Origin of the sequence: Kitasatospora sp. NPDC057738 (assembly GCF_042798815.1) — a bacterium.
Lineage (GTDB): Bacteria > Actinomycetota > Actinomycetes > Streptomycetales > Streptomycetaceae > Kitasatospora > Kitasatospora lactacystinica.
Window position 1 is genome coordinate 121,215 of the sequence record NZ_JBHVJT010000012.1, and the last position, 22,860, is coordinate 144,074.

Sequence of the window (22,860 nt, forward strand, 5' to 3'; positions counted from 1 at the left end):
GTTTTAGTACAAGTCCTCCCTCCCCCCCCTCCCCCTCCCTCCTCTCTTTTCTTTTTCTCTTCCCCCCTTTTTTTTCTTCTCTCCCCGGCATCAGGTGTGCTCGGATCGGGGGCTGGCTCGGCCTGGAGGCTTTTGGAAGCATCACCAGGCGCAGCTCGTTGGGCTTTGCCCGCGGCCCCAGTGATGTCGCGCCGAACGCCGTCTCTCCGACGCCCGACCGGCAGACCCGTTACTTGGAGCCGGCGCAGCTGGCGGGTCCACTGCGGGGTTCCACCATCCACCCGGCGGGTGGTCCCGGCGGCCTTGTGCTGACCACGCAGCGGACAGCCCCTGGATAGAGTCGTACTGGAATACTGGCCCACAGGTCGAGTAGTGCGCAGATGCAGGGGCAAAGATCGGGGGCGCGTGGAGAAGCCGTACAGCTACTGGCGGGTGGTGGGCGGCGCGATGGTGGAGGTGGACCACTCCACGGCTTCGGCCGCGTGGACCCGGGAGGTGTACCCGGCACTGGTCGAGGTCGCCCGGTCCTACCACGCGGTCATCACCTACGGTGCCCTCAGCGAGGTCTTGCAGGAGCGCACCGGTGTGTACACGAGGGTTCCCCCGTTCTTCTGGATCGGCCAGGTACTCGGAAGTGTGGTGCGGGAGGCGCACCGGCGTGGAGACCCACCGCTGACGGCTCTGGTGGTCCGTGTCGACGACGGCATGGTCGGCGACGGCTACGACGAGGTCCTCCAGGTGTCGGGTCTGCCGCCTGCCCCCGACGATCTTGCCCGAGAGAACCACGCGGCTGACGCCCGCCTCGCTTGTTACCGGAGGTTCTGCTCGAATCTGCCAGCTGACGGCGGCACCGCCGCACTCGCGCCGCGCCTCCAGTCCGTGATCGCCCGTCGGCGCGCCGCCAGCGTAGCCGAGCGGCGTTCTCCCGTGTGCCCCCGTTGCTTCGTCGAACTGCCGGTCACGGGGGTCTGTGACAACTGCGGTTGATCCTCCCCCGACAAGGAGTTCCGGCCGGGGCCGGTCACTCCACCGGCGGGGCACGGGCCCGTGCCGCGACCGCAGACTGGATCTCGCCGGGAAGCCTTGCGGCATCGAGCCGTCAGTGGTCCTTCGGCGGCCGGATTCTGTCTGAGGCCCACCGCTGCAGGCGCACCCAGGCGCCTGGTCGCGGGTCGTAGCCAGCTCCTTCTATGCCGCACAGCACGCGCAGGTGCCGAAACCCGTACTCGCGGTTCTCTCCTCGGAGTCGTCGAGCGCTTCCTGCCACAACCGCCAGAACGGCTCCCGATCCATCTGGCTCCGGATTGCCCCAGACCAGTCCCGCCAGGTCGCATCGGACATCCAGCCCTGCTCCCGCAAGTCCGCCTCGTCCTCGCCCAAGCGGAAGTAAAGACGAATCGCTCGCTGCTCCCCCTCCCCCAGTCGCAGCCCCCGATCGCGCCCACACAGGGTGTCAAGGGAGAGGCGATCCAGGAGCTCCCAATACCGGCGGACGTAGAAGTCCTCGAACTCCCGCCGACGCTGCTCTCGGATCCGGTGCACCGAGGTACCAGCGCCCCACAACACGACCAACATGGTCACCGCAGTCGCTACAGCGCTCAGAGTGGATGGGTTCCAGCCCCAGTTCATACCGCGACGCTGCCACCGCTTCCCTTTAGCTGCCACTCAGCCGCATGCCGTTCGGGTCAGCGTGGCTCGGGTCAGTCGCGGCCCGAAGTCTAGGCCGGGCTGCAGTGGTCACCTCCGTCATCCCTCTCAGGCCGAGGTGCCTGTGGCCAGTGACTGTCTGGAGGATGACTGTCGATACACCACTGGCGCGGACGTGACCCCTCGCTCAGCGAACTCGCCGGGGCCGTGGGGCACGTTCTCCGTGATGTCGCCCGTCACCAATCCACCATCACCTGGTCGGGACTCAGCCGCCGGTTGAATCGCGATCTTCCATGGTTGCGGGGATCCGAGCAGCGTGAGCTGCTCACCCGCGTCGACGGTGACACGCCAGCTGGCGAGCCGTTGCTGTCGGCCCTTGTCGTCGCGGGCGACCACGCCCCGACGCGGGTCTACCGCGAGGTCGCGGCTGCGCTCGGCATGGAGCTGCCACACCCGCAGAACGGACTCCAACAGCACTGGCAGATGGACGTCCTGCGGCTGCACTCGCTGTGGCGTCACCGCTGAGCCGACGGCAACACGTGCACCTCACCAAGGCCCACTTGCACGTGCCTCATTTCTGCCGCTGTCCCCACGCTCCGCTACCCAACCTCATGTCTGATCATGACACGCGCACTATTGAGAAGGATCCAGACCACCCGAACTATGCCGGGCTTCCGGCGCACTCCAGTTTCGCTACTCGTGCTTCGAGTTCGGCGGGCAGGTACCAACCTTCGATGGCGGGTGTCATGTAGAGGCGCGCCTCGAGGCCGAGGAGGAGCTGGCGGCGCCTTTCCTGGTCGGCCTGGGTCCAGGCGCCGGCGAAGGTCTCGCCGGTCACGACTTCCACCCAGGCGGAGGGGCGTTGCGGGAGGGCTGCGAGGCGGCGGCGTTCGTCGACGAGGACTTCGAGGGCCTCGGCGTACTCGTCGTCGCCGCCGGGGTAGTCGAACAGGTTGCGGCGCTTCTCCTCCCGGAGGTCCTTCATCGCCACGGTGACGTGATTGAGCTGCTCGGTGTGGTCCTCACCTGGAATGAACCTGCGGACCGTCATTGCCAGGCCAGCCAACCGGTCCACCAGCGCGGCGATCGCCGCGGTGACGCGCTCGCCCTTGACGGACTGGCCCTTGCAGGCGGGTTTGCCGGCCGTCTTCGCGCACCGGTAGTACTCATAGATCTTGCCGTTCTTGGCGAGGTTCACCTGCCGGTAGAACCGGTCACCGCAGCGGTCACAGTGCGCAACGCCGAGCCAGGGCGAGACGCCGTTCGAGCACGGCTTCTGATGAGCGACTCTCAGTCTCTCTTCCCCCCACTGTTCCTCGCAGCTCTCCGTGTGGCGCCCCGGCATTTCGGGAATGAGCGGGTCCGCTATCACAGGGATTTTCGGACAATCGCGAGCTGACTTCACAGCAGAGGGAATGTCTCCATCGCAGGCTCCCCTGGCACCGCTGACCAGCGCCGCCGCTCCTCTTCCATGGCACCTGGGGTGCGCTTCCTTGCCCGTCGCCGCTGCGTGAGGACGGGGAGGCGATTGTCCACTATGCACGCTGGAAGATCAGTTCGATTGCGGAGCTCTAGGGTCAGGGTCCAGCCTTGATCAGCGCACGAGCCACGGGAGTGACTGCCTTTTCCTGTGGGGCGAGAATTCAGCTTGGGGGGAGGATTTGATGGACATCATGCAAGTCGCTGATGCGGGCGCGGCCGCGCTTGTGGTGGAGATGGCCAAGAGCACCTGGGGCACTGCCCGCGACGCGGTGGCCCGGTTCTTCGGCAGAGGCAGTGGGGAGGCAGAGGGTGCTGATGAGGTCGTCGAGCAGGAGCTGCGGCTCATCGACGAGGTGCGTCGCCAACTGCTGGAGGGCCAGGGCCAGGAGGGCCTGGAGGGGCGGCTGCGGGGGCAGCTGACGATCCAGCTCGCTGCCCGTCTGCTCAAGCGCCCGGACGCGGCCGAGGCCCTCCAGGAGCTGATCGACCAAGTGGCGGCCGCCGAGGGCGGTCCGCAAGCCCGCACGAGCGTGCACCACAACACCAACAGCCAGGTCGTGATCGCCTCTGGTGCCATCAACGCCGGCGGCGGTATCCACTACCGGTCCCCGGAGTCGGGCCGGTGAGCGACCACACACCCACCGACGGCGCGGCGCAGGGACCGGCGACCGTGCTCTGGCCCGTCGAGGCGGCCGGCTTGCGAGTGTCGGTTCGCGGCAACACCGGCTCCCAGATCATCGTGGCGGGCGGCTCGGTCACCATGACGGCCAAGCCACTCCTGCCCGCGGCCGACGTCCCGGCTGCCGATCTCGACGCTGTGCGCCTGGCGTGGGTCGACGGTGTACTGACGGGTTCCGGCCAGCCCGTCGTGGCCGAGCTCGTCGCCCGACTCACCGGCGAAGGGCCCGCGCTCGCGGTCATCGACGGCGCAGCCGGTCTGGGGAAGCGCTCCGTCGGTCTGCGTGCCCTGTGGGAGGTGGCCCAGAAGGTCCGCGTCGACGGCGAAGAACCGCTGGCCATACAGGAGGTCAGCCCCGACTGGGAAGACCCGGACTCCCCGGACGCCACCCTTCTGCCAGCCCAGCCCGGCACCGTCTACTTGCTGGACGTCGCCGCCGAGATGAGCGGATGGAGGAACCGCCAGACAGTGGCCGGGCAGTTGCTCGCCCATGCGCAGGCGTTGCGCGACGTGGGGTCGTTCCTGGTCGTCGTCACCGCTGAGCGCACATGGCCTGAGTCCTCCCCGGGACTGGCAGCGGTTGTCACCCACGCCATCACCCGCCCGCCCGCCCTCGCTGTGGCCAGGAAGCACTTGGAGCTCCTGCATCGCAAGGCGGAGCGCCTGTACCTTCTCAACAGCTCGCCGGCGGGCGAGGCAGCCCACCTGCTGACCGCTGGCAGCTCTCCGGCCGACGCCGCCCGCCTGGCACGCCTGCTGGCTACGGCCGACGACTCCGCCACAGGCGTGCGCACGGCCATCGACACCTTCCTGCAGTGGCGCGACCAGGTCCAGAATGTCTTCGAGGCGACCGATGACAACCCGGACGACCGAGCCCTGCTCATCGCCGGTGTCTTCCTCGACGGGCACGACGCCCTCTCGGTCCAGGACGCGGCCCGCGCTCTCCTGAAGGACAACCGGAAGACTGACGTGCGGACCATTCTGACTGGCCCTGACCTGAGGGCGCGACTGGAAAGCGTCGGGGCCCGGGTCCGCGGGCGGACCGTCTCCTTCGACTATCGGCCCGGATACACCCTCTCCGTCGTCCTGCACCTGTGGCAGCAACGCGCCGACATCCATCCCCACCTGCTGGAGTGGCTCGATGCCATGATCCAGCCCAAGCAGCCCGGCGCCGACCGGATCGCCGCCATCAGCGACCTGCTCGTAGCCCTGGCCACCGCGGAGAACGACATCCGTGTCATCGACCGGTTCCACACCTGGATCGACTCCGGACCCGACAGCGCCGAACACCGCGACCTGATCGCACGCATCCTCGGCATCGCCGCCGAATCCGACCTGCTCGGCGCGACCGTACGAGCGCGCCTGCTCGCCTGGGCGCAGGAACCCTCACCAGCCGTGGCCACCACCATCGCCAAGGTCTGCCAGGGCGCCTTCGCGGACCAGTACCCGCGCCAGGCACTCGTGCGGCTTCGGCACGTTCTGGACAGGCCCGAGAAGGACGAGGCCGTGGCCACAGCGCAGGAGGCGCTGCGGGACATCGCCACGCGAGAAGGGCACCTGCCCCGGGTGTGGGCCACAGTCCTCAAGTGGGCCACCGAACGCAAGCACCTCGCCGGCCACCGGGCCTTCCTCGCCCTCTTGGACCCCACCACCGATACCCGCGTCCTTCAGGCCTTGCTGACCTCGGCCCAGAACGATACCGGTGTGAAGGAGGCCCTGGTCCGTGGCTGGAGCGTCGCCTTGGCCGACGACCGGGTGGTCGCCGAGAGCAAGCACCTGCTCACCGCCTGGGCCCAGGCCAAAAGCGCCGGGCTGGTCCCGCCGGGCATCGTCGTCGAGGTGCTGCAGGACGTCGTCGTGCAGCACCTGTACTCCACTCCGGTCGCTGCCCTCATCTTCGGCGAGCCGGGAGTGCCCAACGACGAGGCGGTCATCAGTCTGCGCAAGGAGATCAGGCTCCCCCCGGCCCTGGCGGCAGCCCTCGACGGCGGCCACCCGCACACGGAGGCCTGAGCCGTGCCCTCGTCCTGGTGGACAGGGCACCGGGCACGCCGAAGAATCCGCCGCGAACTGCGGCGGATCGAGGCGAGGCTGCCGAGCTCCTGTCCGGGTATCGGCTTCACTACCCGGATCACCGCGACCGTGATCACCGGCCCGCCCTACCCGGACACCAGCGAAGCGATCGTCGTCGCGGTCCGCACCCTCCTGCGAAAGGCGGCCGCCGACCTCTCCCGCACGTGTGACCCCACCGACCCCGGGACAGCCCAGGACGCCTTGGAGCAGCACCTACGCCAACGCCGCCGACTGGCGACCGAACCGCCGGTCGAATTCACCGCGACCCTCGACCTGCGTCTGTCCGCCGCCGACCAGAGCGCCGTCGAAGCACTGCTTGACGCCCAGCGGACCCAGGCCGTGGCTGACATCCTGCGCCGCCAGAGAACACAAGCGCTGGCGGCGGAGCTGGCCGACCCGGCGGCCGTCCTCGCACGGTGGGCCGACCAGGACCGCGCCGACTGGAGCAAACCGCCGCACAGCGAGGCCGAGAAGCTCTCAGCCGTCTTCGCGCAGTACCGGCCCGCCCACGAGCGGACACTCGACCACGAAGTGCTGGAGGTAGTGCGCGACTTCCTCGCCAGCTTCCCGCACCTGTCACAGAAACAGGTGCTGTACTCCTTCGTGGCCGGCGGCATGGACCACGCCGACCGCCCCCAGCACGCCGCGAAGGCCCGCGAACTCCTGAACGGTCATGCGGCACCGGCTCCGGACGGTGAAACGTGAACCGGCCCGGGCAACGCCGCCGACGGCGCGGAAAAGACCCGTCGACGGGCACGACCATCCTGCGTGTCCTGCTGGCACCATGCACCAGTTGGCGGGCCTGGCGCCTGGTACGCGCTCTGCGAGGAAACGTGTCGTTCGATGCGGCTTGGCGCCGTACCCGGCTCGCACAGCACCCCGACGAACTGCCCTACCTGCTGTCCGATCACCAACGCCCGGCCGATGCCGACACCCCTGCGACCACGAACACGACACAGCGAGCGCCCAGGTCCACCGAACGGTAGTGGCGGGCTCCCTTGGCCGAGCCAAGGGAGCCCGGCAGGCTCGCACCTACCTAGTTGTACTGACCGCTGAGCTTGCTCAACCCCGGAAACCGCCACCTCCACACCCCACTCGCCTACACGCAGATCCGTTCGAGCTGCCCGATCCTGGCCACGAGATCCTTGGGCAAGTACCAGCCTTCGATGGTGGGTGTCATGTAGAGACGGGCCTTGAGGCCGAGAAGGAGCTGGCGCCGGTGCTCCTGGTCGGCCTGGGCCCAGGCGTCGGCGAAGGTCTGGCCGGTCTCGACCTCGACCCAGGCGGAGGGGCGTTGTGGGAGGACGGCGAGGCGGCGGCGTTCGTCGACGAGGACTTCGAGGGCTTCGGAGTACTCGTCGTCGCCGCCGGGGTAGTCGAACAGGTTGCGGCGCTTCTCCTCGCGCAGGTCGCGCATGGCCTGGGTGACGTGGTTGAGCTGTTCGGTGTGGTCCTCGCCGGGGATGAACCTGCGCACCGTCATCGCCAGGCTGGCGAGGCGATCCACGAGGGCGGTGATCGCGGCGGTGACGCGCTCGCTCTTGACGGACTGGCCCTTGCAGGCCGGTTTGCCGGCCGTCTTCGCGCAGCGGTAGTACTCGTAGATGCGACCGTTCTTGGCGAGGTTCACCTGCCGGTAAAACCGGTCCCCGCATCGGTCGCAGTGCGGCACGCCGAGCCAGGGCGAGGCGCCGTTCGAGCGCTCCTTCGTGATGGACCGCTCGTCCATCGCGGCCTGGACTGCGGCCCACTCCTCCTCCGTGAACAGCGGCTTGGCCATCCGGATCGGCAGGCCCTTCGCGTCGCGGGCGATCTTGCGCGCCTTCACCGAGCGACCGGTCAGCTTCAGGCCCATCGTCGCCGGCGAACGCAGGATCTTCCCCACGCTGGTCGGGTTCCAGTGGTTTGACGGCGGCGTCTTCCGCTTGCTCGTGTAGGTGTCACCCTGGTTCTTGTACGCGTGGGTGGCCGGGGTGTCGAAGCCGGCGGCTTCCAGGGCTGTGGCGATCATCCACTGGCTCTGCCCTTCCAGGAGGAGCTTGCTCATGTAGCGGACGGCCTCGGAGGTGACCGGGTCCGGCTCGAGGGTGCGCCCACCACCTGGACGGTCCACGATGCGGTACCCGTACGGCGGCTGCCCACCAGCCCAGCGGTCCGTCTTCCGCAGGTGCTTGTGCGCCGCCGTGACGCGGGCCTTGATCCGCTTGAGCTCCATCTCCGCGAAGATCGACGCCAGCATCAGGAACACCTTCGCCAGCTCGTTCCCGAACGACGACTCCCGCCCCTGCCGGTAGTCCAGCGTGATGCCGTCGTCGGTGAAGACCAGGACCTTGCGGTTCTCCTCCGCCCAGTGGGCGACGTCCGCGCAGTCCTTGGCCGACCTGAACGCCCGGTCGACCTTGGCCCACACCATCGCGTCCCACTCGCCCTGCCGCTCGGTCAGCCACGGCCCAAGGTCCGGGCGCTTCCATGGAGTGATCTCCGCGGAGACGTCCAGGTCCTCGAAGGACCCGACGATCTCCCACTCCTTCGAGACCGCGTGCCGTGTCGCGGACTCCGCCTGCACCAGGTGCGACACCTTGCCCTCATCCCCGTGCGTATCCGACACGCGCGAACCCACCACCGCCCGAACCGGCACCGAAGCCGTCATGATGCTCACAGGAGGTCCCCTAGCGCCCAGGCCAGCGAGCACCCTCGAACAGGCTGCACTCGAACGGGTGGACCTTTTTCGAAAAGGTGTCGTTCCGCTGGCGCATCGACCTGGTTGTTTCCACGAAAACCCTGGCCGACAAAGCCGTCGAGGCCTACGTCGAACGCGCCGCCACCCACGCCGAGCGGTGGTCCGACCACGCACCCGTCACCGCAGTGTTCGACTTCGAGCGATAACTGAATAGCCAAACGACAATGGCCTCCAAGCCGGGTCTCGTGGCTAATCAGCAGCAACTTCATGACGGCGGTACCCGGACGTGAGCACCTCGACTCAGAACCCCCTGCATGCGAGACAGCTCCGCGGGCGGACCGATGCTCTGGCCGGCCGACGAGCCGTGGCCCGTGTGTACGCACCCGCGCAAGCAGAGCACGGGTGAGCGGATGGAGGAGGTCCGGCTCCGGCGGCAGATTCTGACCAAGGCCTGGGGCGCACTCTCGAGGACGGAATCGACCCCGGGCTGACGGACCCCGAGCGGGAGGTTCTGGCTTCGCTGGACGGCATGCCCCATGGCTGGCGAGAACCGACCCAATCCCCATGACAGCTGTCGCGCAGCTGTACCGGCGGGACGTGCCCGACCTGGCCGGCGGGGCCCACCGACTGCGGCCTGCTCCAGGTGTCTGGTGCCGTTCGACGCTCGGCGGCGATCGTAGGCGGGCAGGCCTGCCTACGATCGCCGGTAGGAGGTGAAGTCCGGGCCGGTTGTACTGCGTGGGGTGTCGGGCAGGGTGGGGGTGCCGACGAGTTCCAGGGCGGCGTCGACGCCCTGCGGGTATAACTTCCGTACGGCGTCGGAGATTTCGCCGGTGTCCAGGAGCGGGTGGTCGATGCCTCGGCGCTCGAGGTCGTCGAGCCGGTCCGAACGACGGGTGGTGGCAAGGACTGAAATTCCGCCCTGGGGCTGGACACCTGGAGGCTGGGACATGTGAGCCCGGAGGAAACAGTTTCAGGTGGGAAGCAACGGCAACATGAGTAAGCGGTACACGGCGGAGTTCAAGAGGGACGCGGTCGCGCTCGTCCGGTCTTCTCCGCACCGGAACGTCACCGAGATCGCCCGGGAGCTGGGGGTCAGCCCGGAGGGGCTGCGGGGCTGGGTCAAGCAGGACCGCACCGATCGGGGCGAGGGCCGGCCCGGTGACCTGACCAGCCCCGAGCGCGAGGAGCTCGCCCGACTTCGTCGGCAGAACCTCGAGCAGCAGAAGACGATCGAGATCCTGCGCAAGGCGGCCGCCTATTTCGCGGCCGAGACGAATCGGTGATCCGCTTCCGTTTCGTTGAGGACCACCATGGCGCCTTCGGCGTCAAGCGGATCTGCCGGGCGCTGGGGATCGCCCGCTCCTCCTTCTACGCCTGGCGGGCCCGCGAACAGGACCGTCGCGCCCGCGAACGGGCCGAAGACCTCCTGGCCGCCGAGATCGCGGTGATCCACCTCGCCTCCCGGGGCGCCTACGGCGTCCGCGCGTTCACGCGGAACGACACCCTCGCAGCGTAGACGGAGAGCGTCCAACCGCAGGGTGGAACTTCACTACGGCGCTTTCCCCACCGGCCCGGACCTTCTCACCACTCGACCAGCGCGAATCCCGCCGACATACCGCCGCCGAAGCCGGCCAGGAGGATCAGGTCGCCGGGGGTGAAGGCGCCAGCGCGGGCGGCCGCGTCCAGGGTGATCGGGATGGAGGCGGCTCCCGTGTTGGCGTAGTGCGTCAGGGTGCGGTGCATGGTCGCGCGAGGCAGTGCCAGGTCGGCGAAGACGCTGTCCAGCATGGTGCCGTTGGCCTGGTGCGGTACGAAGTGGTCGATGTCGCCGGGCGCGACACCGCATTCGTGCAGGAATCCCTTGACCAGCTGCGGCAGGTGGTCACCGACGAAGTTCCGCACGCCTCGCCCGTCCATCGCGAAGTACTGGAGCCCTGCGTCGAGGACCGTCTGGTCCACCGGCATGCGGCTGCCGCCGGCGGGCACCTCGATGAGCCCCGACAGTTCGCCGAACGAGTGCAGTGAGAGGTGCCGGACACGTGGTCCGTGGTCGACCGGCGCCCCCAGGACCACGGCTCCGGCGCCGTCCCCGAACAGGATCACGGTCCTGCGGTCGGCCCGGTTCAGGATGCGGGAGTACAGGTCCGCACCGATGACCAGCGCATGGCCGCCGGTGCGGGCGAGTACGCCCTCGGCCGCGGAGAGCGCGAACACCGTGCCGGAGCAGACCGCGTTGACGTCGAACGCGGCCGCGCCGCTCGCGCCGAGCCGCTGCTGGACGTAGGCGGCGGTGGGCGGTTGCGGCCGGTCGGGTGTGGACGTGGCGACCACGATCACGGACAGCTCCTCGGCGGAGATGCCGGCCGACCTCAGCGCGGCACGCCCCGCGGCGGTGGCCATGTCCGAGGTGGCCTGGCCGTCGGCAGCCCATCGCCGTTCCCGGATGCCGGTCCTGTCGGTGATCCACGCGTCGTCGACCCCCGCCGCCGCCGCGGCCTCGTCATTGGACACGATTCGCTCCGGCACATAGGCACCCGTACCGAGAATCCTGACGTCGGTCATACGGCTGCCCTCCCCTCAAATGGATGGAGAACGGTGTGTGTAGAACTGGCCTGCGGCCGTGGCGGGCGCGTGCGGGAGCAGCCGCGGAGGCTGCCCCCGCACGCATGGGACCGCAGGTGTTCGGGATCGCAGGTGTTCTAGCGCGCCTGGTAGATGCGCTTGTGACCGCTGACGCCGGCCAGCCGGAAGGGCCCGGTGGTCTGCTGCGGGGTGGGGTGGTCTCCTCCGTCGGCCGGGAAGGACCACTCGTGCAGCTCGCGATAGCGGGCGTGGTCGACCGGCTTGCGCCTGGCTATCGCCGCCAGGTTCGCTGCGGTCCGCAGGTGTTCGCGGTAGCCGGGGACGGCCGTGCCCGCGAAGAACTCGGCGACGCTGCCGGAACCGTAGCTGAGGAAGCCGATGGGCCGGTCGGTCAGGTCGTCCGCCTGGTCGAGCAGCGCGGCGAGAGCGAGGTACACCGAGGCGGTGTAGCTGTTGCCGATGGAGGTGTTGTAGGCCACGGTCTGCCCGATGGCGTGCTCGATGTCGGCCTGGTCGGCGCTGTGGCCCGCGTGGTTGAGCAGGTGGCGGTGTGCCTTGTAGGCCATCTTTGTGAACGGCTGGTGGTAGCAGAACGCGGCGAACTCGTCGAGTGTGCGCCCGCCCTGCTCGCCGTAGTCCTTCCAGCTGCCTGCGACCGCCTGCAGGTACGCTTCGACGGATTCCTGCCCGTCGACGAGGGCGGTGGTGCGGTAGTTCGGCCGCCAGAAGTCCATCACGTCGGCGGTGAACAGGCCCGAGGCGTTCTCGATGCAGACCAGGGCGGGGTCGGCGCTGACCAGCATCGCCACCGCGGCGGCACCCTGGGTCGCCTCGCCGGGGCTGTCCAGTTCGTACTTGGAGACGTCGCTCGCGATCACCAGGACCTGCTGGTCGGGGTCGCGTCGTACGAGTCCGATGGCGAATTGCAGGGCGGCCGTGGCTCCGTAGCAGGCCTGCTTCAGTTCGACGACGCGGCAGGCCGATTGCAGGCCGAGCAGTGAATGCACGTAGATGCCGGCGGACTTCGCCTGGTCGATCGAGGATTCCGTCGCGAAGACCACCGTCCGGATCCGTTCGGAACCGTGCCGGGCGATGATCGGGGCCGCGGCGGCGGCCCCCAGGGTCACGATGTCCTCGTCCGCGGCGCACACGCTCATCGACCGCTGGCCGATGCCTATGTGGTACTTGCCGATCTCCGTGCCGTTGTACTCGGCGAGTGCCGCGTGCGACAGGACGTATTCGGTCGTCGCGAAGGAGAGATCGTGGATTCCGAAGGAAGCGGCGTTGGACATGTTCAGGCACCGACCTTTGCTGTCTTGTTGTCGCGCTCCAGTTCGACGTGTGCACGCATGAGTTCACCCGGGTTGGTCTGCGCCGCGAGCAGCGAGAGCTCGCCGCAGAGGACCGTCGCCGCCGCGATGACGGCGAGCCGGCGCGCGTTCTCGCCGGGGGCGCGGTCCGCGCGGCAGCCGAGGCGGGTCAGGTTCGTCTCCACGAACTCCAGGCCCTTGCCGTTGCCCACGGTGCCGACGATCAGGTTGGGCAGATTGCAGGAGAAGTAGAGGTCACCGTCGCGGTCCTCGGCCAGGGTGACGCCCTGGGAGCCCTCGACGATGTTGGCCGCGTCCTGCCCGGTGGCCAGGTAGAAGCCGAGCAGCATGTTGGCGTAGTGGGCGTTGGCCGAGCGGATGCCGCCGGCCAGCAGGGTCCCGAGCAGGTTCTTGCGGATGTTCAGCTGGACGATCCTGGCGGCAGTGGTGTGCAGGACGCCTTCCACCACGTCGCGCGGGACGAGCAGTTCCGTGACCACGTTCTTCCCGCGGCCGAGGATGCCGTTGATCGCGGTCGCCTTCTTGTCCGTGCAGTAGTTCCCGGAGATCGATCCGTAGGAGATTCCCGGAACGGTCCGCAGCAGGTGCGTCAGCAGATTGTCGGAGGCGAGCGTGGCCATGTTGTGGCCGGAGGCGTCGCCGGTGCTGAACTCGAACCGGATGAACAGCAGGTTGCCCGCGATCTCGTGCCGGACGGTGAGCAGCTCGGCGAACCGGCTACAGCTGCGGACCACGGCGCGCAGTTCCTCGATCTGCGCCTCGATGGCGCGGGCGGCCGTGTACGCGGTCTGGGCGTCGGTCGCCTCGACGAGCACCGAGCGGGTCATGCGCTCGTCAACGAGGGTGGCGACGATGCCCTGCTCGGTGAGCATGGACACCTTCGCGCCGCGGCCCACGGAGGGCCACAGCGGTGTCTCGTAGGTGGCGAGGGGAACGTGGGTCTCGGTGTTGGCGACGTTCCCGGAGACTCGAAGGGGTCCGACCCACTTCATGGGGACCCTGGCAATGGCGTGTGTGTCGGTCACTGTGCTTTTCCTGTCGCGTTGTGAAGGGTGTCGGCCGATCGGGAACGCCGGGCGAGTCGCCCCGTGTCGATGCCCCGGTCGGTGCAGAAGGAACGGAGGGTGCCGTGGATGATCAGGTCGTTGCTCGCGAGGTCCGCGGGAGTGCGCGCGCCGAGCATGGTCTGGAGGGCCGCGAGCTGGTCCAGCCAGTTCGTGAGCTGCTCGATCAGCGCCTCGGGACCGCCGTCGAGCAGGGTGCGCAGGAACACTCCGGAGGCCCCGACGCCGGAGGCGCCCAGGGCCAGGGCGCGGGCGACGTCGAGGGGATGGCGGACGCCGCCGGAGGCGAGCACGGGAAGACCGGCGCTCTGAGCGTCCAGGAGACAGGCGGCGGTGGACTGGCCCCAGTCGTGGAGGAACGCGTAGTCGCCGAGCGGTCGCCGGCCGTTCTCGATCCGGGCGAAGTCGGTGCCGCCCCGGCCGCCGACGTCCGCCGCGTGGACCCCCAGTTGTCGCAGCAGCAGGACGGTTTCCCGGCTCAGGCCGTTGCCGACCTCCTTGACGATCACGGGTACGTCAACGGCCGCCGCGATCTTCTCGATCTGCGGGACCCAGGACCCGAAGGACCGGTCGCCTTCCGGCATGGCCGTTTCCTGCGCCGTGTTGACGTGGATCTGCAGGGCGTCGGCCTCCAGCAGATCGAGGGCACGCCGGGTGTCGTCGACCGATGCCGTCGCGTTGACATTTGCTATGACAAAACCGTGGGGGTTCTCCTGGCGCAGGACGCGGAAGGTGTCGGCGCACGTCGGGTCCTTCAAGTAGGCGTGCATCGAGCCCGACGCGATGGGTACCCCGGTCTCGCGGGCCGCTATCGCCAGACCTCGGTTGATGACGCCGGTCTTGGCGGTCCCGCCGGTCATCGCGTTGATGTAGAGCGGCACCTGCCAGGAGATCCCGGCGAAGGTCGTGTCCAGGGACACCTGCGGCCGGTCGATGCCGGCCAGGGCGTGATGGACGAAGGACACCTCGTCGAACTGGTTGATCCCGCTGCGGGTGTCCTGCTGCTCGATGGCGAGCCGGACGTGGTCGTCCTTGCGCTGAGCGCTCATTTCTCGGTCCCTTCCGGGGCGGGCCGGACGGGCAGGGGCAGCACCCCGGCCGCGGCCCACCGCTGCCGTACATGTGAGATGTCGTGCATGGCCTCGGCATCGAGCAGCGCGATGCCGCAGTCGCCGCCGCCCGCGCCCGACGGCTTGGCGGCACCGCCGACGGTTTCGGCGACCGTGCACAGGGCCGTCAGCTCGGGTGTGAAGATGCCGAGCCCGACTTCGTCGTCGAGGCGGGCCAACTCCCGCCGGGCACGGCGGATCTGGTACAGCAGGCTTTGGTCGTCGCCGGCCTCGAGAGCGGTGATCGAGGCGCGTACGAAGTCGGTGGAGGTCTCCACGAACGCGCGGTGCGACGCGGTGCCGCGCCAGATCCGGCGGTGCAGACCGGACACGAGCGAGGCGGTGGAGGCCGGGTTGCCGGTCCAGCCGACTTCGAGGGCGAGGCCGCGCGGGGCCGGAAGCCTCCGGACCGAGTGGCCCGGCCAGGGCGTGCGCAACGCCTCCTCGACGCCGTACCGGCGGGTGAGGTCGAGCACGAAGGCCCGGTCGGGTGCCTGGTACGCGATCCAGCCGCCCCAGGTACTGGCGGCGAGGTCACCGCCGGAGCCCACGGGGTCGATCCCGACCGAGGAGATCACGGCCAGGCGGTACCGGGCGTCAGGTGAGAGGTCCAGTCCGCACAGGGACGTGATGGCGTCGATCGTGGCCACGGTCACCGCGCCGCTCGACCCCAGGCCGTACTTGCGGCCGTTGTCATGCAGCCGGCTGCCGATCGAGAGGTCCAGCCCGGGCATGGGCAGGCCGCGTTCGGCCAGCAGTCGTCCCACGGTCTCGACCGCTGCCACCACGTGCCCCAGTGCGCCCCGCGCGCCGTGTCCGTCGGCTTCCCCGTTCTCCGTGCCGGGAGCGTGGAGCCGGCCGTCGAGCCATCGCCAGTTCACCGCCCGGGGGACGAGATCGGAGGAGATCACGATGTCGGCCGTTTCGGAGAGGGTCACCGTGGCGGTGATCTCCCGGTCCACGGCCACCACGATGGCCGGGGTACCGGGCTCCACCACCGCGTACTCGCCCGTGACGAACAGCTTGCCGGGCGCACTGCGGACGACCGTTCGCCCGGAGGTCATCGTCCGCCCGCGTCCACCAGGCGGGCGCCCTGTCCGGGCCCGGCGATGTGCACGGTGCCGCCCGCGGCAGCGTCGCGCACGGCCTCGGCGACCCGGTCGGCGTCCGTACGACGGCAGAGCACCTTGACGTTCGGTCCGGCGTCCATGGTCGCGTAGGCCGGTATGCCGTCGCGCCGCAGCCCCAGCACGCTGTCGAGGACGGTGAGCGAGGCGGGCGCGAGGTAGCGCACTGCAGGGCGCGCGCCCAGCATGGTCGCGTGCATGCCGAGAGAGTTGCGCTCAGCGATCTCACCCACCGTGTCGAGGTCGCCGCGCAGGAGCGCCGCCCTCATCTCGGTCAAGTCGTCCCGGCTCGACGCGGCCCAAGGCTCGAACAGGGGCGAGGTCTCGACGGTGCGGCGCATCGCCGCGCGACTGGACACCTCCTTGGGGCCAGCGTTGACCACCGCGATGACCAGTGCGGGGTCGAGGTCGCCCGTCCGTACCGGCTCGGCGTAGGAGCTGAGGTCGGCCTCCGCGGGCGGCGCCGTGGGGTTGCCAGCGTTCCAGACGGCGAAGCCGCCGAAGATCGACCGCGAGGCCGAGCCGGAACCGCGGCGGGCCAGGCGGGAGAGACCGGTGCCGTCGAGGTCCAGTCCGTACGCGGCGGCGGCGGCGACGGCGAGCGCGGCGAAGCCGCTGGCGGAGGACGCCAGGCCCGCCCCGGTGGGTACGGTGTTGCGGGTGTCGACGACGGCCCGGTGCGTGAGCCCGGCCCGCCGGCGCACCAGGTCGAGGAACCCGGCGATGCGCCGCCGCTCCTCGCCCGCCGCGGGTACGCCGTTGAAGGTCACTTCGTCGTCCGAAGCCTCGGCGTCGAGGTGGACCCGGGTGGTCGTGGGGAAGATGTCAAGAGTCATCGACAGACTGCTGGTCCACGGCAGGAAGAGGCGCTCGTCGCGCTTCCCCCAGTACTTGATCAGCGCGATGTTCGGGTGCGCGACGGCGGTGGCCCCGTTCGCGCCCTGCCGGTCCTGCAGGCGGCGCACGGTGATCTGTTGCTCAGACATGCGTGACGAGCCTCCTCAGTGGGACGATCCACGTCTGCACGGCCCCCGCTTCGTGCAGCCGCCGGGTGACCTCTCTCGCCTGCTCGGGCTGGGTCAGAGCGAGCACGCAGCCGCCCAGTCCACCCCCGGTGATCTTGGCGCCGAGGCTTCCTGCGGCGAGCGCGGCACTCACCATCCCCTCGATCCGGTCAGTGCTCAGCCCGGCCTCGCGGAGCATTCCGTGGTACTCCGTCAGCAGGAAGCCGAGCTCCTCCGGCCGGCCGGCGGCGAGGGTGGTCACGGCTTCGCTGGTCAGTTCCGACGCCCGGCGGACGAACCGCTCCTGTGCTCCGGCGTGGAGTCGGAACCTCTCCCGCAGCTTGTCGACCGCTTCCTTGGTGCTGCCGACGGTGCCGCTGTCCGCGATGACAAACAACGCGTCGCAGCCCACCAGCAGCGTGCGGGCCTCGCCCGCGTGGAACAGCAACGGCGCGCTCGCGCCGACGGTGATGGCGTCGACGCCGCTGGCCTTGCCGTGCACCACGTTCTCGGCGGTCTGCACCAGGTCGAACACCGTCCGCTGCGAGACCTCGCGGCCGCAGAGGTCGGCCAGGGCGAGGACGACGGCACGGGCGCAGGCCGCGCTGGAGCCGAGCCCCCTGCCGAGCGGGATCGAACCGTCGATGATCACATCGAGATGCTGGCCGTCGTCGATGCCCGTGGATGCCCTGAAGTCGGTGGTCAGCCGACGCAGCCCCTCGGATGCCTGCGTTCCGACCTCCTTCCAGGCGGATCCGGTCATCGTGAAGGACACACCTGCCGGTTCTTCACCGCGGGTGGAGAACCCGACGCTGGCGGTGATCGACAGCTGCGGAACGGGCAGGGCGAGCGCCGGGGCTCCGTAGACGACCGCGTGCTCCCCCAGCAATATGGCCTTGGCATGGGCGTGGCCGGTGCCGACCGAGCGAGCACGGCGGCTGTCCGCTGTCCCTGCCACCGAGGCCGGTGGAGTCGACGTGCTCAGCTCCCCTTGTCGAAATTCCATTGAGATCGCGTCATCCAGATTTCTAGGAAGGAATGAAGTAAGCCCGTTCGACCGCGCGCCGCGTCATGCCCGGGCCACCCCCGGACCACCGTGGCCGGCGGTCGCGGCCGCCGGCCCGAGCGATGTCATCGCGCAGGGCGGGCCAGGGCGTCGAGCCGCACCCGACGGTGCGTGCTCGCGGAACCGCGTCCCTGGCGGGTGCCGGGCCGGTTCTCCCCCGGTCGCCCCCGGCAGCGGGTTCCGGACGGGGTGGGCTCGCGAGGCGAGCGACGCGTGTGGCGGCGCCGGGACGGTGGCGACCCGCGCCGACGTGGTGCTCAGGTGGTCCGGAGTGTCGTGGTGGTGACGAAGGTTTCGAGGGTCTTCCTGACCTCGTCCGGGAACGGGGTCTCGTCCAGGACCCGCCGGGCACGCTGCACACGATCGGTGATCATCTGCTCTACCTTGTCGGCGGCGCCCGTGGCCCGCAGGATCCCGCGAACCGTCTCGGCGCCTGCCTCGTCCAGGTCCGGGTCGCCGACCAGGGACCTCAGCACCCGCGCCTGCTCGGCGCCGGCGGCGTGGAGGGCGTGTGCCATCAGAGCGGTCGCCTTGCCCTCCCGCAGGTCGTCCAGGACCGACTTGCCGGTCTTGGACGGGTCGCCGAAGACGCCGAGGAGGTCGTCGCGCAATTGGAAGGCCTCGCCGATCGGAAGGGCGTAGGCGGTGAAGACGTCCAGCAGGGCCTGGTCCGCTCCGGCAAGGACCGCGCCGATGTGCAGCGGCCGCTCCACGGTGTACTTCGCCGTCTTGTAGCGGATCACGGCCAGCGACCGTTCGACGTCCTCGTTGGGCTTCCCGGTGGCCAGCAGGTCCAGGTACTGACCGATCATCACCTCGGTGCGCATGGCGTCCAGCAGCGGTCGGACGGCGACCAATCGCTCGTGCTCGATGCCGCTGGAGTACAGCAGCTCGTCCGACCACACCATGACCAGGTCGCCGAGCAGGATCGCGCTATTGGTGCCGAACCGCTCGGCGGTCGTGGCGTCCGCACCCGTCTCCAGCGTCCGGTGGAGGGTCGGACGGCCACGCCGGGTGTCGGAGGCGTCCATCACGTCGTCGTGGATGAGGGTGAAGGCGTGGAAGAGTTCGAGCGAGGCCGCCGCGCCGATGACGGGCCCCGTGTCGCCGTATCCGCCCGCCGCGTGCCAGCCCACCATGCACAAGAGCGGCCGGATGCGCTTGCCGCCGGCGGTCAGGAAGCCACGCAGGTGCTCGATGAGCGAGACCAGGTGGGGTTGCCTGTCGCAGTTGGCGTCGAGGAAGGCGTTCAATCGCTCGTCGATCAGGCCGCGCAGATGAACCGAGTCCAGGGCGTCGGCTCCCAGCTCGCGAAGGCTGGTGATCGAGTTCATGTCGTTACTCCTGTTCGTCAAGACCATGTGGCCGCGTCCGCGAGGACGTGGCATGGGAGGGAAAGCGCCGAGAGGCATCACTTTCCGGCCGGGCGAAGGAGGGTCCCGGCAGTCGCCGGGCCGCACCGCAGGTGCGGGTCGCCGAGGGAGGGGCGAGTGGTGGGTGTTCGGGCCGCGCCGGATGGCATGCCCTCCGTACATGCGGGTTCACATGGTGGAGGGCATGCCGGGCAGGGGTGGGCCCGGTGCGGCACCCGCCGGGCCCCTGTCGGTCGAACGGAACGGGTTCAGCTCGCGGCGGACTGCGGCTCGCGTGCCGGCTGCCGACGGGTCGGCACCACCGTGAGCTGGTCGGGACGCAGGCTCATCCGCACGAGGGCGCGCGTGGGGCGGGTGCCCGGGGCGCGGTCCAGCTTCCAGTACTGGGCCACGGTGGCCACGATGACCTGGGCCTCGGTGAGGGCGAACGCGTCACCGATGCACTTGCGGTTCCCGGCGCCGAAGGGCAAGTAGGCGCCCTTGCGCGGAGTGGTCGACATGGTGAGCCACCGGTCCGGCTCGAAGCTGTCGGGGGCGTCGAAGTAGCGGGCGTCCCGGTTCAGCAGGAAGGGACTGTACGACAGCTCGGTGCCGGCCGGCACGGGCAGCCCGCCGAGCGTGGTGTCGACAGCGGCACGACGGCTGAGCAGCCAGGCCGGCGGGTAGAGGCGCAGACCCTCGGCGACGACGTTGCGGGTGTACAGCAGCTTCTTCAGGTCCTCGGCCGTCACCGGGCGGCCGGCCAGCACCTCGTCGAGCTCCGCGTGCAACTTGGCGGCGACCTGCGGGTTCTCGTGCAGCAGGTGGAAGATCCACGACATCAGGACGGCGGTGGTCTCCGCGCCTCCGAGGAGCAGGGTGATGGACTGGTCGTGCAGCTCCTGGTCGGTGAAGCGGTGCCCCTCCTCGTCGACCTCCGTCATCATCGTGCGCAACAGACCGCCGCCGTCGCCCGAGCGGCGGTAGCGGTCGATGGTCTCGTTCACCACCTGGTGCAGCTGCGCCTCCGCCCGCTTGTAGCGCTGGTTGCCGGGAGTGGGCAGGAAGGACAGCGCCGGCAGCGGGTTGAGCATGCGGAAGAACATGCCGTCGATCACGGTGTTCAGGGCCGTCGGGAGACCGTGGTGACCGCCCCGGCGCACCTCGCCCTCACCGGGCTCGGAGAAGAGGCAGCTCAGCGCCACGTCGGCGCTGAGGTTGCCCATCTGCATCAGGAGGTCGACGTTCTTGCCTTCCGGCCATTCATGAGCCGACACGGCTGCCTGCTTCTGCATGATGCCGACGTACTCGGCGATGCGCGCAGGGTGGAAGGACGGCTGGATCAGGCGTCGCTGCTTGCGATGGACGAGGCCGTCGACCGTGACCAGCCCGTCTCCGAGGACCGTGCGCACGCGGTCCATCACGGGACCGCCCTTGACGAAGTCCTTGACCTTGTCGGTCAGCATCTCGTGGACCAGATCAGGGTGGCACGCGATGTACATGGGGGTCGGCCCCACCATGATCTTCACGAGATCGCCCTGCTCGGGCAGTGATCGGAGGAAGGTGAGCGGGTCGCTGCGAAGCTGATTCGCGTGCCCGAGCACGGGCAGGGCATTCGGTGCGCTGCCCTTCGTGTAGCTGCGGGTTTCCTGGCCTGTCACGGAACAAACCTCCATGCGGTTAGTGGCGAACTTGTGGACCTGTCGGACTTTGCTTCGCCGCTGTCACTTCTCCAACTGGTCCCACCACCAGGCGATCTGTGGAATCGGCAGGGGCGCAGGGTTGGCGTCAGCCGGCTCGTCGACCCAGAGCAGGCCGTAGCCACCGAAGTCCTGTTCTTCGCCGGTCTCCGGGTCGACAGGCGCGCAGTAACGGGTGGTGAAGTCCGCCCAGATGATGTGCCCGCGAATCCAGTAACCGATCTCGTGGACGTATCGTCGCAGTTCCGGGCGGGCGGTCGCGGAAACCTGGTCACGCAGATTCAGATAAAGGGACATGATTCGGTCGCGCAGCGCGCGGACCTCGGCGACCGCTTCCTCGGGCGTGCATTGCCGGTCGCGCACCATGATGCTGATGGCGTTCTGGTCGAACAATCCCTGGAGATTCTCCCGGTGAATGGAGATCAGGTCGTTGTCGAGACCGACGATGACGGATACGGCTTCGGAGGCGGCGCGCACCCGGGGATCGAGGCGTTCGGCTGCGGTCAGTTCGTAGCCGCCGCCGATCGGAGTGAGTGCGGTCAGCCAGGGGCCGGCCACATCGTTGCCACGCATGATCAGGTAGTCGCCCAGTTCGGGGAGTTCACCGAGGCTCTGGTTCGCACATTTCCACAGCACGCCGTCGAAGTAGCTGCAGAAACCCTGGCGCAGGTGCTCGAGCTGGCCCGGGGTCGACACGGTGGAGATGTGGTTCCAGAAGTCCTGGAAGGAGGAGAGGTACGCGTCTCCGGGCGGCACGACGGACTTGGGCGAGGCGAGGATGTGCTTGAGACGGCTGACGTGGACCGTCAGCGGTGCGGGCTGGTCCAGCCCCGGGATCACGTCGAGGTCGTCGTCCCAGGCGCCGCCCCAGTACATGACATAGGTGATGATCTCGGCGCACCGGTCGAGGACGTACGGCATGCAGTGTGCGGTGTACGAACCCGCATTCATGCGCGGCAGCCAGTCACCCTCCTTGCGGAACCCTTGCCGGAACATCCAGGCGACGGCGCCGGCATCTATTTCCTCCGGCTTGTCGTACACGGCGTCGGGCAAAGGGCAGAAAAATGGCGGAACGCCAAGTGTGCGGCGCACGGTTGTCATGCCAAAAATCCCTTCGGGCAGGACTGAGCGGCAGGAATGTCACAGTAATGCTGGGGTGGCCCCCGGAATAAACCCGGAGCATTGGACGGCCTTGGGCGACGGGGCTGTGTGCGACCCACTACGGACCCCAAATGGCGCGGACTCGAGGAACAGCACTCAATGTCAGCGCCTCAACCCCCCGCGGCATTCATTGACGTCCCACTGCCGCACCCCTCGGCAGTCATCGACGTCTCGCTGCCGTCCCCCCTCGGCAGTCCTCGATGCCTCACTGCCGTCAGAAACTGAACAGGACAGTTAGATTCGGGGAATACGGGACATGCGAGTCCTCCTGAGTCGTCCGCCGGCGGCCCCGTCCGGAAGCCGCCGAGTCCGTGACCGGACCTGATATACGGTCAGGGATACTGGTAGACACACGATCAACGACCTCGTCGGCATGCAGTCAACGCCCTGGTCAACACGGTCGCGGCACCCCGGGCAGCACCTGAGCCCAGCGTCCCGGCAGACAATCGATGGACAACGGGCCGGCAACAAGGCGCGGCCGTCAGCGTCGGCGGCGGGGAGCCCGCTCGGTGATCCGCTCCACCAGCACGGCCCGACGGACGCGGCGGGGCGGCACCGGTGTGAATCCGCGGCACGAAGAGCCCGCCAGCCGGGCACGAAGGGGCAGGGCTGCTCATGCTGGTGGGCATGTCTCATCACCTCAGCGGCCCCAACCTCCGCTCCCCTGGACGACGCCCGCCTCGACATGACGGACCTGTTCGCCTTCACCGTGCCTGACCTTCGGACCGTGCTGATCCTGAACGTCAACCCGGTCGCCCCCATCGGCGGCCAGGCGTTCCACCCGGACGCCGTCTACCTG

General features: G+C 69.0%; 19 protein-coding genes and 1 pseudogene. 8 read left to right on the forward strand and 12 right to left on the reverse strand.

Annotated elements, in window-relative coordinates:
• The first annotated feature begins 405 nt into the window (after positions 1-405).
• On the forward strand, positions 406-987 hold the full coding sequence (locus ACFVGO_RS09280) for a hypothetical protein (protein ID WP_380631244.1): 582 nt from the start codon (positions 406-408) through the stop codon (positions 985-987).
• A gap of 1,023 nt (positions 988-2,010) precedes the next feature.
• Complete coding sequence (locus ACFVGO_RS09285) at positions 2,011-2,172, forward strand: hypothetical protein (RefSeq protein WP_380631245.1); 162 nt, start codon at positions 2,011-2,013, stop codon at positions 2,170-2,172.
• Positions 2,173-2,308: 136 nt separating this feature from the next.
• Here ACFVGO_RS09285 and ACFVGO_RS09290 read toward each other — a convergent pair whose 3' ends face one another.
• Complete coding sequence (locus tag ACFVGO_RS09290) at positions 2,309-2,992, reverse strand: recombinase zinc beta ribbon domain-containing protein (RefSeq protein WP_380631256.1); 684 nt, start codon at positions 2,990-2,992, stop codon at positions 2,309-2,311.
• A 328-nt stretch (positions 2,993-3,320) separates the two neighbouring features.
• On the opposite strand from ACFVGO_RS09290, the gene ACFVGO_RS09295 reads away from it, so the two are divergent.
• From ACFVGO_RS09295 to ACFVGO_RS09305, 3 genes are read left to right on the forward strand one after another with little or no spacing between them, the layout of a single operon-like run.
• Positions 3,321-3,755 carry a hypothetical protein gene (locus tag ACFVGO_RS09295; protein WP_380631246.1) on the forward strand — a complete coding sequence of 145 codons (435 nt, stop codon included), beginning with the start codon at positions 3,321-3,323 and terminating at the stop codon, positions 3,753-3,755.
• Positions 3,752-5,821, forward strand: coding sequence for a hypothetical protein (locus ACFVGO_RS09300; RefSeq protein ID WP_380631247.1), 2,070 nt, complete (start codon positions 3,752-3,754; stop codon positions 5,819-5,821). Before ACFVGO_RS09295 ends, ACFVGO_RS09300 begins: the two co-directional genes overlap by 4 nt.
• A gap of 3 nt (positions 5,822-5,824) precedes the next feature.
• Positions 5,825-6,586, forward strand: coding sequence for a hypothetical protein (locus ACFVGO_RS09305; RefSeq protein ID WP_380631248.1), 762 nt, complete (start codon positions 5,825-5,827; stop codon positions 6,584-6,586).
• 394 nt (positions 6,587-6,980) lie between these two features.
• Here ACFVGO_RS09305 and ACFVGO_RS09310 read toward each other — a convergent pair whose 3' ends face one another.
• A complete protein-coding gene (locus ACFVGO_RS09310) occupies positions 6,981-8,531 on the reverse strand; it encodes a recombinase family protein (RefSeq protein WP_380631257.1) in 1,551 nt (516 codons plus the stop codon).
• A gap of 98 nt (positions 8,532-8,629) precedes the next feature.
• Here ACFVGO_RS09310 and ACFVGO_RS09315 point away from each other — a divergent pair.
• The 3 genes and pseudogenes from ACFVGO_RS09315 to ACFVGO_RS09325 form a co-directional block, all read left to right on the forward strand.
• Positions 8,630-8,767 (forward strand): annotated as a pseudogene (locus ACFVGO_RS09315) (exodeoxyribonuclease III); the annotation flags it as partial.
• Positions 8,768-9,556: 789 nt separating this feature from the next.
• Positions 9,557-9,847 carry a transposase gene (locus ACFVGO_RS09320; RefSeq protein ID WP_072653749.1) on the forward strand — a complete coding sequence of 97 codons (291 nt, stop codon included), beginning with the start codon at positions 9,557-9,559 and terminating at the stop codon, positions 9,845-9,847.
• Complete coding sequence (locus tag ACFVGO_RS09325) at positions 9,844-10,080, forward strand: hypothetical protein (RefSeq protein WP_359899629.1); 237 nt, start codon at positions 9,844-9,846, stop codon at positions 10,078-10,080. Before ACFVGO_RS09320 ends, ACFVGO_RS09325 begins: the two co-directional genes overlap by 4 nt.
• A 65-nt stretch (positions 10,081-10,145) precedes the next feature.
• Here the strand turns inward: ACFVGO_RS09325 and ACFVGO_RS09330 are convergent, their stop codons facing one another.
• The 10 genes from ACFVGO_RS09330 to ACFVGO_RS09375 all read right to left on the reverse strand — a co-directional run bounded on the left by ACFVGO_RS09330 (position 10,146) and on the right by ACFVGO_RS09375 (position 22,001).
• Positions 10,146-11,126, reverse strand: coding sequence for a 3-oxoacyl-ACP synthase III family protein (locus ACFVGO_RS09330; RefSeq protein ID WP_380631249.1), 981 nt, complete (start codon positions 11,124-11,126; stop codon positions 10,146-10,148).
• A 137-nt stretch (positions 11,127-11,263) separates the two neighbouring features.
• The gene (locus ACFVGO_RS09335; RefSeq protein ID WP_224279294.1) at positions 11,264-12,439 is read right to left on the reverse strand and encodes a hydroxymethylglutaryl-CoA synthase; all 1,176 of its coding nucleotides are present in this window, start codon (positions 12,437-12,439) and stop codon (positions 11,264-11,266) included.
• Positions 12,440-12,441: 2 nt separating this feature from the next.
• Positions 12,442-13,503, reverse strand: coding sequence for a hydroxymethylglutaryl-CoA reductase (locus ACFVGO_RS09340; RefSeq protein WP_359899635.1), 1,062 nt, complete (start codon positions 13,501-13,503; stop codon positions 12,442-12,444).
• A complete protein-coding gene (gene fni / locus ACFVGO_RS09345; protein WP_380631250.1) occupies positions 13,500-14,591 on the reverse strand; it encodes a type 2 isopentenyl-diphosphate Delta-isomerase in 1,092 nt (363 codons plus the stop codon). Before fni ends, ACFVGO_RS09340 begins: the two co-directional genes overlap by 4 nt.
• Complete coding sequence (locus tag ACFVGO_RS09350; protein WP_380631251.1) at positions 14,588-15,715, reverse strand: phosphomevalonate kinase; 1,128 nt, start codon at positions 15,713-15,715, stop codon at positions 14,588-14,590. Before ACFVGO_RS09350 ends, fni begins: the two co-directional genes overlap by 4 nt.
• The gene (gene mvaD, locus ACFVGO_RS09355) at positions 15,712-16,764 is read right to left on the reverse strand and encodes a diphosphomevalonate decarboxylase (protein ID WP_380357408.1); all 1,053 of its coding nucleotides are present in this window, start codon (positions 16,762-16,764) and stop codon (positions 15,712-15,714) included. Before mvaD ends, ACFVGO_RS09350 begins: the two co-directional genes overlap by 4 nt.
• Positions 16,757-17,740 carry a mevalonate kinase gene (gene mvk, locus ACFVGO_RS09360; RefSeq protein WP_380631252.1) on the reverse strand — a complete coding sequence of 328 codons (984 nt, stop codon included), beginning with the start codon at positions 17,738-17,740 and terminating at the stop codon, positions 16,757-16,759. The genes mvaD and mvk overlap by 8 nt, the downstream gene beginning before the upstream one ends.
• Before the next feature lie 365 nt (positions 17,741-18,105).
• Positions 18,106-19,182 carry a polyprenyl synthetase family protein gene (locus ACFVGO_RS09365; RefSeq protein ID WP_359899642.1) on the reverse strand — a complete coding sequence of 359 codons (1,077 nt, stop codon included), beginning with the start codon at positions 19,180-19,182 and terminating at the stop codon, positions 18,106-18,108.
• A gap of 287 nt (positions 19,183-19,469) precedes the next feature.
• Complete coding sequence (locus ACFVGO_RS09370; RefSeq protein ID WP_359899644.1) at positions 19,470-20,861, reverse strand: cytochrome P450; 1,392 nt, start codon at positions 20,859-20,861, stop codon at positions 19,470-19,472.
• Positions 20,862-20,924: 63 nt separating this feature from the next.
• Positions 20,925-22,001 carry a terpene synthase family protein gene (locus tag ACFVGO_RS09375; RefSeq protein WP_380631253.1) on the reverse strand — a complete coding sequence of 359 codons (1,077 nt, stop codon included), beginning with the start codon at positions 21,999-22,001 and terminating at the stop codon, positions 20,925-20,927.
• Positions 22,002-22,860 lie beyond the last annotated feature (859 nt).

What these genes read in the sequence shown, in the direction of transcription:
- ACFVGO_RS09350 (WP_380631251.1), bottom strand. Translation starts at nt 15,715, where the DNA reads ATGACCTCCGGGCGAACGGTCGTCCGCAGTGCGCCCGGCAAGCTGTTC.
- ACFVGO_RS09295 (WP_380631246.1), top strand. Translation starts at nt 3,321, where the DNA reads ATGCAAGTCGCTGATGCGGGCGCGGCCGCGCTTGTGGTGGAGATGGCC.
- ACFVGO_RS09310 (WP_380631257.1), bottom strand. Translation starts at nt 8,531, where the DNA reads ATGACGGCTTCGGTGCCGGTTCGGGCGGTGGTGGGTTCGCGCGTGTCG.
- ACFVGO_RS09365 (WP_359899642.1), bottom strand. Translation starts at nt 19,182, where the DNA reads ATGAACTCGATCACCAGCCTTCGCGAGCTGGGAGCCGACGCCCTGGAC.
- mvaD (WP_380357408.1), bottom strand. Translation starts at nt 16,764, where the DNA reads ATGTCTGAGCAACAGATCACCGTGCGCCGCCTGCAGGACCGGCAGGGC.
- ACFVGO_RS09375 (WP_380631253.1), bottom strand. Translation starts at nt 22,001, where the DNA reads ATGACAACCGTGCGCCGCACACTTGGCGTTCCGCCATTTTTCTGCCCT.
- fni (WP_380631250.1), bottom strand. Translation starts at nt 14,591, where the DNA reads ATGAGCGCTCAGCGCAAGGACGACCACGTCCGGCTCGCCATCGAGCAG.
- ACFVGO_RS09330 (WP_380631249.1), bottom strand. Translation starts at nt 11,126, where the DNA reads ATGACCGACGTCAGGATTCTCGGTACGGGTGCCTATGTGCCGGAGCGA.
- ACFVGO_RS09290 (WP_380631256.1), bottom strand. Translation starts at nt 2,992, where the DNA reads ATGCCGGGGCGCCACACGGAGAGCTGCGAGGAACAGTGGGGGGAAGAG.
- ACFVGO_RS09335 (WP_224279294.1), bottom strand. Translation starts at nt 12,439, where the DNA reads ATGTCCAACGCCGCTTCCTTCGGAATCCACGATCTCTCCTTCGCGACG.
- ACFVGO_RS09320 (WP_072653749.1), top strand. Translation starts at nt 9,557, where the DNA reads ATGAGTAAGCGGTACACGGCGGAGTTCAAGAGGGACGCGGTCGCGCTC.